Annotated in this window: 8 protein-coding genes and 1 tRNA gene; 1 reads left to right on the top strand and 8 read right to left on the bottom strand. The window is 70.0% G+C overall.

Translation table 11 applies throughout. The features are described from left to right. The first annotated feature begins 30 nt into the window (after positions 1–30). The gene (locus AB0O19_RS30505) at positions 31–474 is read left to right on the top strand and encodes a hypothetical protein (protein WP_363624148.1); all 444 of its coding nucleotides are present in this window, start codon (positions 31–33) and stop codon (positions 472–474) included. On the opposite strand, the gene AB0O19_RS30500 is transcribed toward AB0O19_RS30505, so the two are convergent. The 8 genes from AB0O19_RS30500 to AB0O19_RS30465 form a co-directional block, all read right to left on the bottom strand. After that, the gene (locus tag AB0O19_RS30500; protein WP_363624146.1) at positions 469–1,620 is read right to left on the bottom strand and encodes a hypothetical protein; all 1,152 of its coding nucleotides are present in this window, start codon (positions 1,618–1,620) and stop codon (positions 469–471) included. The two genes, AB0O19_RS30505 and AB0O19_RS30500, sit on opposite strands and share 6 nt — an antisense overlap. Next, positions 1,617–6,212: a hypothetical protein gene (locus tag AB0O19_RS30495; protein ID WP_363624144.1), complete on the bottom strand. Its 4,596-nt coding sequence runs from the start codon at positions 6,210–6,212 to the stop codon at positions 1,617–1,619. Before AB0O19_RS30495 ends, AB0O19_RS30500 begins: the two co-directional genes overlap by 4 nt. Positions 6,213–6,214: 2 nt before the next feature. Continuing rightward, a complete protein-coding gene (locus AB0O19_RS30490; RefSeq protein WP_363624143.1) occupies positions 6,215–6,958 on the bottom strand; it encodes a hypothetical protein in 744 nt (247 codons plus the stop codon). After that, the gene (locus AB0O19_RS30485; protein ID WP_363624142.1) at positions 6,955–8,595 is read right to left on the bottom strand and encodes a hypothetical protein; all 1,641 of its coding nucleotides are present in this window, start codon (positions 8,593–8,595) and stop codon (positions 6,955–6,957) included. Before AB0O19_RS30485 ends, AB0O19_RS30490 begins: the two co-directional genes overlap by 4 nt. 588 nt (positions 8,596–9,183) lie before the next feature. Further along, positions 9,184–9,717, bottom strand: a complete 534-nt coding sequence (locus AB0O19_RS30480) for a hypothetical protein (protein ID WP_363624140.1) — start codon at positions 9,715–9,717, stop codon at positions 9,184–9,186. 617 nt (positions 9,718–10,334) lie between these two features. Continuing rightward, positions 10,335–10,408: transfer RNA gene (locus AB0O19_RS30475), tRNA-Pro, on the bottom strand. Between the two features lie 156 nt (positions 10,409–10,564). Continuing rightward, positions 10,565–11,761 (bottom strand): MFS transporter, encoded by a 1,197-nt coding sequence (locus AB0O19_RS30470; RefSeq protein ID WP_363587033.1) that lies wholly within the window; start codon positions 11,759–11,761, stop codon positions 10,565–10,567. A 257-nt stretch (positions 11,762–12,018) separates the two neighbouring features. Then, complete coding sequence (locus AB0O19_RS30465; protein WP_363587010.1) at positions 12,019–12,810, bottom strand: DUF1684 domain-containing protein; 792 nt, start codon at positions 12,808–12,810, stop codon at positions 12,019–12,021. Positions 12,811–13,029: the final 219 nt, after the last annotated feature.

Here is a 13,029-nt window from a genome sequence, read left to right as displayed (position 1 = left end):
GGGCGCGCAGCGCGGACTAAGCTCGGCCGCATGCCGTCCTTCGCCAGTGATTCTCGCCACCAGAAGCTGGTCGGCGTACTGATCCCGCTCTTGCGCAGGGCCTGCCCGCCGGACGCCGGTGGCTACGGAGGCGCCTACGAGCTGCGCCTTTCACCCGGTGAGGCCGAGGAGCTGGGCGGTCTGGAGCTCATCCAGTCGGCGATGCGCAAGGCAGCGCGTGAACTCGGCTGGTCGAAGCCGCAGACCTGCGGCACGACCACCACGACGATGGCGCTGGCCGTCGTCGTGGACCAGCGGGAGGTACCCGAGGAATTCGCGTCGGCCGTCGAACGCCACGAGCGGGACCGAATGCGGGAGGCCGCCGAGGCAGTCTCCCGAAGGATCACCAGCGACGCTCCGCGCGCGGTCCGCGGCTCCGTCTTCGTGACCACCCAGGAGTTCCGGGCGGCTTACGCCGCAGCGCGCGAATCATGATCGGACCTCGGCGCGCGCAGTGTCCTCTGGCCTGCCCGTCCAGTTCCCGGCATCGGCTCTGAGAGGCTTCTGCGGTAACTCGGCCCGCACATCGCGAAGCTGTGGCAGGAGGGGCTGTCCGCAGTAGAGGTGTTGCCGAAGCCCTGGCAGCGGCAGAGCTTCCTGGCGGAGAATCTCACCACTGGTCAGAAGCGCTTCCGCTCTGGCGCGGATCGGCTCCGGCAGCCAGGCGATCGCGGCCTTTACCCGTTCCGGACTGGTGGGTGCCAAGGCTCGAGGAGGCATCTCAAGGAGTGCCTGGTAGAGCCCTCCCGCAGGCTCGACAGGCGGAAGCCAGACCTCGACGGATCTGGCGCTCGTCTGCTGGCCGCATTCAAGGCCGTCGATGTCGAGGTCCCCGTAGAGGAGGATGTCGGTCACTGGGTGATCACGTTCTTCGAAGGCATCGGCTGCGGTCGGGATCGACGCCACCAGCTGGTCGCCGGAGCCGTACGCCAGCCAGCCGATCTGCGACCGATCCGGCCAGGTATGGAGGACCTCGCGCAGGCTCGCGAATGTGGCGGAGTTCTCGACGATCAGCATCCACGGCGCCGAGCCGATTTCGAACATCGCCAGCGGCGGCGGTGTCGGACGCGCGCGCAGGTGCGCTGTGATGTCGAGCAGCCCGGATTTGACGAGATGATTCTTCTCGATCCCGCTCAAGCGCTTCTCGTCGCGGTACAGCAGGTAGGAGCGCTCGGCGAGCGGAAGGATCTCCGTCTGCGGGGTGTCGCGGAGCTGGGAGTTGATCGGATCGAGGAGTTCTCGGTCAGCCGGGCTCAGGCGGAGGCGGCTGGCGAACGAGAGTTCGCGGACCCACGCCCGCAGGGCGGCAGGGCGCTGCCGGGGGCGGGGTCCGGCGGCTTGGCTCACCCACCGGGGAAGGGGCGGAACGGCGCTGGTGTCCCAGCCCTCTTTCCCTATGGGGAGAGTGACAAGGTTGCGCGAGACGAGCTCACCGGCCGCCACGGCAAGGATGCTGCGCCGGTGCGGGGATGTCGGCAGGCTGCTGTCGCCTTCTTCGGCGGCTGCCGCCAGCAGGTCAAAGTCGACCCGCCGTCGACTGTGCTGCGTGAGCCGAACGGCCATGCGCTCTGCGGGTGTCACTCGCTTACCTCCTCGTGGCCGCCGTTGTCGGCCGGTGCGGGCCGCGTACGGCGCAGCAGGCGGGCTGTGGTCATGGTGTCGGTGTCGGTGCGGGTGAGGGCGTCGGTGACGGCTGCGCCGTAGCGTTCTTCGATCTGGACATAGCGCTGTCGGGTGCGGGTGTCGGCGCCGTTGCGCAGGCGGAGGATCAGGGGGAAGCGTCCGAGGGCGGGGAGGTCGTTGCTTCCGGTGGTGTAGACGAGCTGGATGTCGTGGGCTTCGGCGACTCGGCGTTGGAGGCTGACGAAGGGGAGGTAGTTGGCTTTGCCGAAGGGGTTGTCGAGGACGAGGGTGCCGACGCCTCCGGGGATCTTGCGGTCGCGTTGGGCGGCCCGCATGCGGGCGAGCGTGCAGTAGAGGAGGACGGAGGTGGTGAGGAGTTCGCCGCCGCTGAACTTCTTGATCGCGGTGACGGATTCGCGTTCGACGGTGTCCGTGCTCTGAGTGGGTTTGATGACCTTGGCGACGATGTTGCCGTTGCCGCCGATGCTGGCCAGGACGAGGCGTTTGGCTAGTTCCACGGCTTCCGGCAGTGGGATGGGCTTGCCGGTTCTGGGGGCGAGGGCGGTGGTGAGTCGCTCGATTTCCGTTGCGATCCGCCGGGCCAGTTCTTCGTCCGTGGGCTTGTGGCGGATCTCGAAGTCGAGGAAGCGCTTGTCTGTCCACTGGCCGAGACCGCGGGGCAGGCGGGAGTAGCGGGAGACTTCTTCGAGGTCGTCGAAGACGGACTTGACGAGGGTGACGCAGGCTTGGACGACCAGGATCTGGTCTTCGGCGATTTCGGCGAGTTGCTTGGTGACTTCGCGTTCGCGTTCGTGGATGTCGTCGAGGAGGGCGGTGAGGCGGGCGGGGGAGGCGGGGTCGCTGGTCAGGCGGGCGAGGAGTCTGCCGTCCACGACCTGGTTGTATTCGGGCTGGTTGGCGAGGGACTCGACGGCTCGGGTGGCGCGGTCGAGGGCTTTTTGGAGCCTGTCGCGGGCGCCGGCCGCGTCGTCGAGCGCGGCGGTCAGTTTTGCTTGGAGATCGCGGGCCTGAATTGTGGTCAGGGTGCTGGCTGGGTGTGCGGTGAAGTCGTGGTGTTCGGCCAGCAGGGCGTCGGTGGAGAGGGGTGAGCCGTTGTCTTCCTGGCCGGGTTGCTCGCTGCGGTGGCGGGCGGCTGCCGATGCGAGGTTCTGCTCGGTCTGTGCCAGCAGGTCCGCGTGGTTGGCCGTGTCGCCGGCTGCACGGCGGCGGCGTTCGGCGGCGAGTTCGCGTTCGTGGATGCGGTCCGCTGCCCCGTCCAGTTCCTGGTTCGCGGTGTCGAGGGCCGCGCGGGCTTCGGCAGCGGTACGGAGGGCGGGGAGAGCGGCCGGTGCGCCGTGCTTGTTCAGGTCGGCTTCGGCTTTTCCGAGCCGTTCCTTGGCCTGTGCGTGGAGGAGGTCCGCCCTGATGCGTGCTTCTTTCGCCGCGTCCAGTTCCTGCTCCGCGTGCTCGCGGCGGTCGGCGCGGCGTTGGGGTTCCGCAGCGTCCGTTTCGGCCGCGATCGCCGCGGCGCGGGTGCGGGCGGGGTCGCTGAAACGGTCGAGGACGGCAGTCAGTTCGGTGATCGCGTTCCTGCAGGTGTCGAGACGTTGGTGGAGGCCGTCGTCGCTGACTCCGGCCTTCCAGTCCTGTCGCGCTTGGAGCCAGCGGGTGCGCAGGTTGTCCAGCACGACCGTCGGCTCCTCGGTGCCGGCGGCGGTGCCGGAGGGGGCGATGGTGCGGGTGTCCGGGAGCTCGGCCAGGATTTCGGTGAGTTCCTTCTGCCACCCCGTCCGGGTCTGGTTGCAGCGCTGGACCTCGGCGGCGAACGTAGCGACGTCTTCCAGCGCCTTGTCATTGCGGCGCTTGTGCTCCTGGCCGATGCGCTGGTGTTCGCTGACCTCTCGTGTTGCCGCGGTGATCTCCGATTCGAGTCCCGGCAGACCGGCGGCCTCTGCCGCCAGTCGGGACGCGCGCTCGATCAGAGCGGCGAGTTCGAGGAGTTCGAGGTGAAGCGTCTGGATCCGGCTGTCGGCGTGCTGCTGGGCAGCTTCGGCGTCCTGGGCGTCCCGGGCGAGATCGCGCTGCCGGTTCTGCAGGGCGGTCAGCTTGTCGTCGAGGCGGGCGAGCTCGGCCTCCAGGGCGGCGCGCGGCCGGGTGCCGAACTCGGCGAGGTGGTCGACGAGGCGTTGTGCGAGTCGCTGGTCGCTCTCCCTGCGCTCCACCAGGACGCGTCGGCGTGCGGCGAGGTTGTCCAACCTGCGGGTGACCCGCTGCAGTTCGTCGCCCGCGGCATCACCGTCGAGGACGCCCGGGTGGACGGGCAGCACCACACACGGCTTGTCGAGGCTGCCGGCCACCAGCTGCTCCGCGTCCGTGTGCGCCGTCACCGCGATCACCGAGGTGAGAGCGACGTTCGCGCGACGGGCCAGGGCCGCCAGGTCGTCACCTGGGACCGGGCCGGAGACCACGATCCCTCCGACCAACTGCGGATGGGCGGCGGTGATCTCTGCGTGGCGGTCGGCGGTGACCGTATCGCGAAGGTACTGAAGGCCCGACAGCACGGGGGCGCCGAGGTTGCGCAGACTCTGAGCTGCTTCCTCGACCTCGTGTGCGGCCGGGAGGTAGCCGGTCTCCTGCACGGCCTTCCTGACGCGCCTGTCGTCCGCCGCGGCGGCCTGTTCCGCGGCGAGGGCCTCGTCCGCAGCTCGGCACTCGTTTCCGAGCAGCGCGACCAGGTCGTCACCGATGGCGTCCAGGTCGAGCGGCGCGTCGCCGTCGATCCCGGCCACCTCCTTGAACCGGTGCTCGGCGGCCAGCTCGCGACGCCGGGCGCGGAGGTCGTCGAGCCGGTCCCACAGTTGCCCGTGGCGTCCTGAGACCTCGCCGAGTTCGCTGCCCACGTTCTGCCGCTCGACGGCGATCTCGCCCTGCCGAAGCCGGGCTTGCTCGAGCAGGCCCCTGACATGGTCGAGTTGCTTGTCGGCGCTGTCGCGCTCGCCCTGCAGGCGCTGGAGGGCCTGCTCTGGGTCCTCGGCCTTCTGGAGGATCCCTTCTGCACGTGCAGTCGCGACGAGAGCGGTGATCTCGTCCCGGCGGCGGGTGGCGTCCTTAAGCGCCCCGTTCGCTGCCGCTGCCGCCTCGAAGGCCGCGACCTGCCGGGCCTGGGAGTCATGAGCCTCGGTATCGGCACTGGCCTTCTTCGCCTTCGCGGCATCGAGGTCGACCGTGATGCCTGCCAGCGACTGGGTGAGGCCGGCGTGGAACGCCGCGCCGGCGCGCTCGAGGGCTCGGCGCTGCGGGGCCCGGCTCTCGTCCTGTTGGGCGAGGAGCGCCGCAGTTTCCTTCGCTTCGGCGGTCCTGGCGTTCAGTGTGAGGAACGGTTCCACGGCCTTCCAGGCTTCGTGCTCCAGCTGCGCCGCTTCGACGTCCCTCAAGCGGGCTGCCGCGTCGCCTGCGGCGTCCACGGTTTCGAGTCGTGCGGCCACGGCGGTGAGAGCTGCCACGTGCGTTTGCTGGCCGATCAGACGGGCCTTGGCGTCTTGCACCTCCTGCTCGTCGGTATCGGCTTCGGCCTCGATGTCCTGGGCTTCTTGCCGCAGCCGCCGGACCTGGTCGGAGATGTGCTCGGCGGCCCGGTCTGCGACATGCACCTGCTGTTCCAGCTGGTGGCGTGCCGCGGTGAGCGCGGCCGTCCCTGTCTGTACCGGGCGCAGGCGCAGGAGGGCTTCGGCGAGGAAGCGGCCTTCGGTCTCCCGTTCGGGGCGGGTGGCGAGTTTGTCGGCGTGCTCCTCCAGGGCCTCGCGTGCCGCGATCGGTCCCGCGGGGTTCACGATCATGTCGATCAGGAAGTCGACGAAGTCCTCGCACGTGGTGAAGCGGAAGAGGTCGGTGATTCCGCCTTCTCCCTTGTTCATGTCCCGCTGGATCTTGAACACCTGCGGGTCGAGGCCGTACTGCTCCAGCTGCTCAAGCCAGTTCCACTGCTCCTCCGCGATGACGAGTTTCGCGGACCGGTTCACCTTGGAGGTATCGCCGATGGCGCGCAGGTAGCTGGCCTGGCTGAGCAGCGAGTTGTCGCAACGTACCGGCAGTGTGTCGAGGTCGAGGACGCCCGGTACGGGTCGGAAGAGGTACCAGCGCCGGATGAGGCGGTCCCAGCCGCTGCTGGTGTCAGCGGGGCACTGGCCGTCCTTCCACTGGTAGACGCCGGCGGTGATCAGGGCGGGGCCGGTGAGGGGCTGCTCGGAGTCCTCCCATTCCAGGATGACGTGCGAGACCTTCCCGCCAGGGATGTAGTCGGCCAGTGACTTGTCGTCGGCGTGCCCGATGAAGTCGATCTTGGAGGGCAGGAGCAGGCTGAAGATCAGGGCCAGCAGGCTGGACTTGCCGCCACCGTTGCGCAGCCACAGCACCGTGTCCACGGCCGAGGTCATCGTCAGGGGCCGGCCGTCTGCGGTGCCTCGGCCGTTGGTGAGGTCCAGGACCAGGGATCCGAACCGGGCGGAGCGGTGTCCGACGTTCTCCAGCCTGATGCGGCGGATGAAGTACATGTCTAGTCCTCTTCGAAGAGTTGGGTGCGACGCAGGTCGTTCAGGAGGGTGAAGGCGGGGATGGACGCGGCTTCGCGGACCTGCAGGCGGAAGCGGTGCGCCAGCAGGTAGTGGCCCGGCCCGTGGGCGCGGGCGGGGGTGGCCATTCCCTGCTCGACGAGCCACCGCAGCGCCTCCGCGATCCACCACTGGCTGCTGGAGCGGGTCAGGCGGCTGCCGCTGGCAGTCGGCCGACCGGGGGTGAGTTTGGCGTAGGAGCGCCACGCGGTGTCCAGGCCCGCATGGGGCAGCGCCAAGCCGTCGCTGTCGCGGGTGGCCTCCTGGAGCTTGCCGATGAGGTGCCGCAGGAAGGCGTCGACGTCGTCGATCGCGATGCGCGTGGCACCGTCCTCCTCCAGGTCTTCCGGGTAGGGGTAGGCCCGTGCAGCGATCGCGACGTGTACGAGGCCGAGGATCAGGCGTTCCTTGCTCGTGAGGGTGGGGTGGTCGGCGAGCCGGTAGGTGAAGATCGATCCGTGGCGCGGATGGAGGATCAGCCCTTCCACCGCGTGGACCTCGATCAGGTCCAGCTCCAGGCCCTCGGCGAGGGCTTCGACGGCACTTCGGAACGGGCGTTCGCTGCGGCACCGCTGCAGCAGGTCCCGGTAGCGGGGGTTGTCGAGGGGTCTCATGCGCGGCTGGAGGCCGAACCCGACGAGCGCCGAGACGGCTGCCAGGTCGGGCCCGGCTACGGTCGAAGTGGTCATGGGCGGTTCTCCTCAGTGGTGAAGGGGGCGCCGGGCGCCGCCGGCTCAGGGATGAGCGGCCCGGCGGGCACGAGCAGCAGGTCGGTTCCGGCCATGAAGCCGAGGTCGAAGGTGGCGCCGTCGGCCAGCACAACCAGGCGCTCCTCCAGCAGGTCCGCGAGATCCGCGAGGCAGCCGTCGTCCTCGTCATCGGGATCGGGGGCGAACGCGCGCAGCACGCACAACGCCAGCAGGTCGGCGACGGCCGGCCCGTCCTGCTCCGCCTGAGCGAGCAGGACGGACAGGCGAAGGGGCGCCGTCAGCGCTTGTTCGATCAGCGCGCGGGCCGCGGCGAAGTCCTCTTCCGTGTAGGGCTCTTCGTCCTCGGCCTCCTCGATGATCAGGTCGGCGGAGTCGTCGGGGAACGAGTCGCGGCACTCGCGCACCGGCGCGAGGAGCAGCTCCCAGAAGTCCCTCAGCCGTGGCCGGCGGGTGACCACGGGGCCGCCGCTGGCGTCTGCGAACATGCCCGCCACCTGCGTCGCCTGTTCCGCGTCGAGTTGGAGTAGCGGCTCTAGCAGGTCGTCGTGCAACCCGATCAGCGACAGGCGCGGCATCGGCCGGAAGCACTGCTCGGCCTGCGCGCGCAGGAAGGCGGGTCTGGCGCCGATGACCTTCTTCAGCAGCTGGGTGTGGCGCAGGTTCGCCCGCTCCAGCAGGCGCAGGATGCGCATGCAGGTCATGCGGACGTCCGTGTCGGTGATGCTGTTGCGGGCCTGCCGCATCAGTTCCATCAAGCCGAGTTCGACACTTTGGCGTTCGGTCAGGTGTGCGCGGGAGGAGTCGAGGAGGGTCGCGACGTGCCCCGACCAGTCCACCGACCGCACGTCGCGGTCGGTCTCGGCGAGGACCGTCCGGACGCGCTCAGCCAGAAGCAGCGAGAGTTTCAGGCTCTGCGCAGCGCTCTCCTCCGCCCGGCCCCAGCGGCCGGTCGACACCTGGCGGCGCAGCATCTCGTCGTAGGCCGCCTGCTGGTCCTCGAGGTCGTGGTCGAGTCCGGACAGCAGCAGGTTGACGGCGGAGACGCTGGCCTTCAGTACCGGCTGGTTGTGGCGGCCGAAGTCCTCTTCGAGGTAGCGGAACGACAGCTCGCCCCGGCTATGGCCTTCGCGGTAGTCGCTGTAGCTGAGGGAGAAGTGCTCGGCCGCCTCGTGGTCATTGAGCAGTTCCCGCAGGACGAACCGCGCGACCGCCACGTGCTCGGTCCCGTCGCGATCCGGTGCCGCTCTCCGGGCCAGTTCGGCGAGGAAGACGACTACGTCGTCGGTCGTCGCCTCGAGCTCCATGCCCTGCTGGCTCACCACCGCTTCCAGCGCGGCCAGGGCCATCGTGCGCGGGTCGTACAGACCTGTCGGAAACTGCTGCCACGCCTGCCGCTGATCGATCCGGTGCAACGGCGCCGAGTGCGCCAGCACCGTGCATTTGCGCACGAAGCCCGCGTCGGAGACCAACCCGATCCAGCCGTCGCCGGACTCCGGCTCGCAGGCTTCGGCCAGCAGTCGGTTCTCCTCGCGGTCCAACAAGCGCTGGACGATCGCGTCCTGGTCCTCATCGTCCGGGGGCCGCGTTCCCCTGCGGATGGTGCGTGTACTTGTCATGCGCTGAGTGCAGCACTCAGATCAGACAAATCATCAGAAAGCAGGGCGAATAATTCATTCGAATGCAGGCGTCTGAATGATTGAACTACTTATGCCGCCGCGAACTCCGGCACTACACCACGCCTCTAGCTGGACGTTCAACTCGGTCTTCTTGAAGAAGAGTTGGAATCCCGAACGCCCTACCTCAAGTGCGGCGGCCTCGCGCTGCGCAACTGGGATACCCTCGTCCTCCTCGCCGACGCCCCGGGCGTGCGCCCTGTGGGCCCGCACCGTGATGCGGACCTCGGCGTTCGGGAGTCGGTGGCATGGCGGGCGGCTGCCGATCGAGTACCTGACCTTCAGTCTGCCGCGCGGTGCCATCGTTGAGGCGCCGAGCCCCAGCGAGGCCGACAAGCTCCCCCCGCGTCGGACCCGAGGCGGGCCGCAGCTCGGGGATGATCGAGACGAGTCGGGAACGCTTGCCCTTGGTGCCCGCCGAGGAGCTGGTCCGTGAACCGGCGGCGGCCCAGCACCCCGGCTCGTAGCGGGTAGGTGCAGGATCACGCACGGGACGAACGGCGGTCCGATCGGCGGGCCCACCGGGACCGATCAGGCGATGAGGTCGAACACCGTCTCGGTCTTCGTGGCAGTGGTGCGGGCACGCAGGTACGCGTTCAGGTTCGCGTCGTACTTCAGGTCGGAGGGAATAACGACCTCGACAGAGAACGCCCCGGTGGCGTCCGTCATGGTGTCGCGCAGGTCGCGCGTCTTGTAGTCCTCACCGAGGTCGCCCTTGATGATGAAGGACACGCGGACGACCTCGTTTGACGGGAAGCCCCGGCCAGTGAGGACCGACTTCGTTCCGCCCTGCCCGCCGTCCGGGGAGGCGCTAAGAACCCGCACCGTGGTCGGCGTCGGACTGCCGGCCACCCCGCTGGGCAGCGGGTTCACAGCCGGTGCCACACCCGGACTGCCCGCCGGGGGCGCGGTCACGGTAGGACCCGCCACAGTGACGGTCGGACCGGGCACGGTGACCGTGACAGTTGGCTGCGACCGGGAGTCGTTAGTCACCTGGGCTTGGGTGTAGAAGCCGCCCGCGAAGCCGGCGCCAAGGGTGACGACCGCGACCGCGGCGGTGACCACGGCACTCCACCCTTGGAGGTCGATCCCGCTGCGGCGAGCCGGGGCAGCCGCTGGAGCCAGCGCGGCGGTCGGCCGCGGAGGTGCCTCGGATGCGGGCGGCGGCCCGGAAGGACGGCTTGGCGTGGACGGCCCGTTCACAGAGTCCCCCTCGTTCTGCGGCCCGCTCGGGGCCATGATCGACGGACTACTAGGTACCACAGGAGCTCGGGGTCTGTCGCGGACGAAGGAATTCCCCCAGCCCGCAGGCGCCCTTATCCTGAACGGATGACAGAACGTCACCAGCGGGGCAAGGCGCAAACGAGCGAAGGTGTCGATCCTGACACTGACCCGCCATCTGTGTGATCGTCACGCATGGCCAACTCTCGCCACGTGCGGCCGAATTCTGGGGGAAAAGTGGCCGAAAGTCGATTGTTACGATCTAATCTCGGTCACTCAGGGTGAGCGGGAATTCGGACAAACTGGATACCCAGAAAGGCCCTCCGCCTCACCATTGGGCACCCTGGTCCCAAAGTGGTCCCAAACAGTACGCGAACCAATTTGCCTGGTCCCTGACGGCCCCTCGCGCAAAAGGCCGCTGACCTGGGATCTCTCCCGGCCAACGGCCTTTCCGACTCACGTCGGGACGACAGGATTTGAACCTGCGACCCCTTGACCCCCAGTCAAGTGCGCTACCAAGCTGCGCCACGTCCCGTGGTCTCGGTGCCCGGTAGCGGGGCCTGGGGGGCTCTGCTGTGGGCTTCTCGACCTTGTCTCCGGTTGTCCCGGCGACGTGGAAAACAATACAGCACGTGGAGGGGTGCTCGCTGCCGGGTTGGGGGTGGGCGGGTCAGGGGCGGGTCGGGGTGGGTCAGGGGGTGGGGTGGCGGGCGTCGTAGGTGAGGAAGGCGGGGCGGCGGGCGGCGAGGAGGACGACGGCGGCGACGCAGGCGAGGCCGCCGGTGATCACGGAGGTGGCGGGGTTGGTGAGGGCGGCGACGGCGCCGGACTCGAAGTCGCCGAGGCGGGGGCCGCCGGCGACGACGACGATGAAGATGCCCTGGAGGCGGCCGCGCATCTCGTCGGGGGCGGCGACCTGCATCATCGTGTTGCGGAAGATCATGCTGACGGTGTCGGCGCAGCCGGCGACCGCGAGCAGGAGGAGGCCGAGCCAGAGGTTGTGGAGCGCGCCGAAGGCGGCGATGGCGAGGCCCCAGGCGGCGACGGCTACGAGGACGGCGGCGCCCTGGCGGTGGATGCGGCCGACCCAGCCGGAGAAGAGGGCGCCGGTGAGGGCGCCGACGGCGGGGGCGGCGACCAGGAGGCCGACGGTGCGGGCGTCGCCGCCGTAGAAGGTGACCGCGATGGCGGGGAAGAGGGCGCGCGGCATGCCGAAGATCATCGCGGCCAGGTCGGCGAGGAAGCTGGTGCGCAGGTTGGGCTGCTCGCGTAGGAAGCGGAGGCCGTCGAGGACGGAAGCGCGGCCCTTGCGGTCGCCGAGCGGGCGCATGGCGGGCAGGCGCCACATCGCGTAGAGGGTGCCAGCGAAGGCCACGGTGTCGACCAGGTAGGCGGCCTGGGTGCCGTAGGCGCCGATGAGGACGCCGCCGATCATGGGTCCGACGGTGAGGCCGAGGTTCATGCTGACGGTGTTCAGCGCGTTCGCCGCGGGCAGCTGGTGGCTGGGGACCAGCCGGGGGATCATCGCGGAGCGGGCGGGCGAGCTGAGGGCGAAGAAGCCGGCCTGGGCGGCGACGGCGGCGTAGAGGACGGCGACCTGGCCGAGGCCCGCCAGTGCCTGCACGGCGAGGACGGCGGAGACGGCGGCGAGCCCGGCCGAACCGATCAGGCCGAGCTTGCGCCGGTCGACGGTGTCGGCGATCGCGCCGCCGTAGAGGCCGAAGGCGACGAGCGGGAAGAAGGAGAAGAGGCCGACCAGGCCGGTCGCGAAGGCGGAGCCGGTCTCGTCGTAGACCTGGACGGAGACGGCGACGGCCGTCATCTGCTGGCCTATGGAGGAGACCGCCTGCCCGAACCAGACCCGGCGGTAGTCGGGGTGGTCGCGCAGTGGGCTGAGGTCGGCGAAGGCCCGCCGGTACCAGGGGAGGGCCTCGGTTCCGGCCGGCGGAGAGGAGGCGTCGGAGGGTGGCTCCTCCGCCGGAACAGCGGCGGTGGCCGGGGCGGCATCGGACGCCGGGGCAGGGGCAGGCGCCGGGGCGGGATCGGACGCCGGGGCGGGATTGGCAGGATGATTGGTCGACACAACCCTCCATGGTCCGCCCCGGCCTCCCCGCTCCCCGCACCGGGGCCGGGCAGCGGCCCGTCCTACCTGGTCAGGACCTGCTTCTCCCCTGCCTCCACCGCGAAGTCGAGCCGGTTGCCCGGCGGCGGGAACGGGCAGATGAAGTGGTCCGCGAAGGCGCACGGCGGCAGGTAGGCCCGGTTGAGGTCGAGGACGGTGCGGCCGTCCGCGTCCGGGGCGGGGAGGGTGATGAAGCGGAACCGGTAGGTGTCGATGCCGCTGGTCGCGTCCGCGATGACGCCGGTGAGGCGGTCGCCGGAGCGGCTGACGGTCAGCTCGCGGTGCTCGCCGGCGACGGTGAAGGCGATCTGTCCGGTGACGGCGAGCGGGCGCTCCTTGCCGTCCGCGTTGGGGACGAGCACGGACTGGGCGCCGTCCTGCTCGAACGGGGTGAAGACGGCGGGGACGGCCCACTCCGGCGAGTACGGGTAGGCGGAGATGCCCGCGAAGGCCGTCCGGCGCGGCGCGGCCGGGTCGAAGACCCGCAGGGCGAGCTCGCCCTCGCGCTCGATCGGGACGAGCAGGACGTCGCCGAGGGTGGCGGTGTCGGCGGCCGGATCGGTGTCGGGGCGGAGCAGCGCCTCGCCGTCGACCGGGCCGTCGGCGCCGCCGACGGTGATGCCGTCCGCGGCCGCCGCCCGGACCCGGACGCCCTCGGCGTCGGCCCACCAGCGCCCGGGCAGGCCGACGATCTCGGCGGGTTCGGGCTCCAACCAGTGCGTGCCGGTGAGTGCGAGCTGGCCGTGTGGCGCGCTCACCGACGCCGCCCGGCCGTCACTCCAGTGCTTCCAGTCCTCCGCGGCCGTCGCCGTCATCGGTACACCCTCCCACTGCGGTCCTCGGACGGCCCGCTGTTCGGGCCGTCCAACTCGGTCACCCACCACAACGCCGCGCACCCGGACGGATCATTCCCGCCTGCCGGAACCGCCACAGGGCGGCCACCGGACGGCAACACGGCGTCACGACGGCAACACCCCGGACAGGACGCCCGCCAGGACGAAGGCCGGCCCGCTCGGCCGACGCCCGACGCCCGG

Origin of the sequence: Kitasatospora sp. NPDC091276 (assembly GCF_040684355.1) — a bacterium.
Lineage (GTDB): Bacteria > Actinomycetota > Actinomycetes > Streptomycetales > Streptomycetaceae > Kitasatospora.
This window is presented reverse-complemented; position numbering and strand designations above follow the sequence as displayed.

What these genes read in the sequence shown, in the direction of transcription:
- AB0O19_RS30505 (WP_363624148.1), top strand. Translation starts at nt 31, where the DNA reads ATGCCGTCCTTCGCCAGTGATTCTCGCCACCAGAAGCTGGTCGGCGTA.
- AB0O19_RS30495 (WP_363624144.1), bottom strand. Translation starts at nt 6,212, where the DNA reads ATGTACTTCATCCGCCGCATCAGGCTGGAGAACGTCGGACACCGCTCC.
- AB0O19_RS30490 (WP_363624143.1), bottom strand. Translation starts at nt 6,958, where the DNA reads ATGACCACTTCGACCGTAGCCGGGCCCGACCTGGCAGCCGTCTCGGCG.
- AB0O19_RS30485 (WP_363624142.1), bottom strand. Translation starts at nt 8,595, where the DNA reads ATGACAAGTACACGCACCATCCGCAGGGGAACGCGGCCCCCGGACGAT.
- AB0O19_RS30465 (WP_363587010.1), bottom strand. Translation starts at nt 12,810, where the DNA reads ATGACGGCGACGGCCGCGGAGGACTGGAAGCACTGGAGTGACGGCCGG.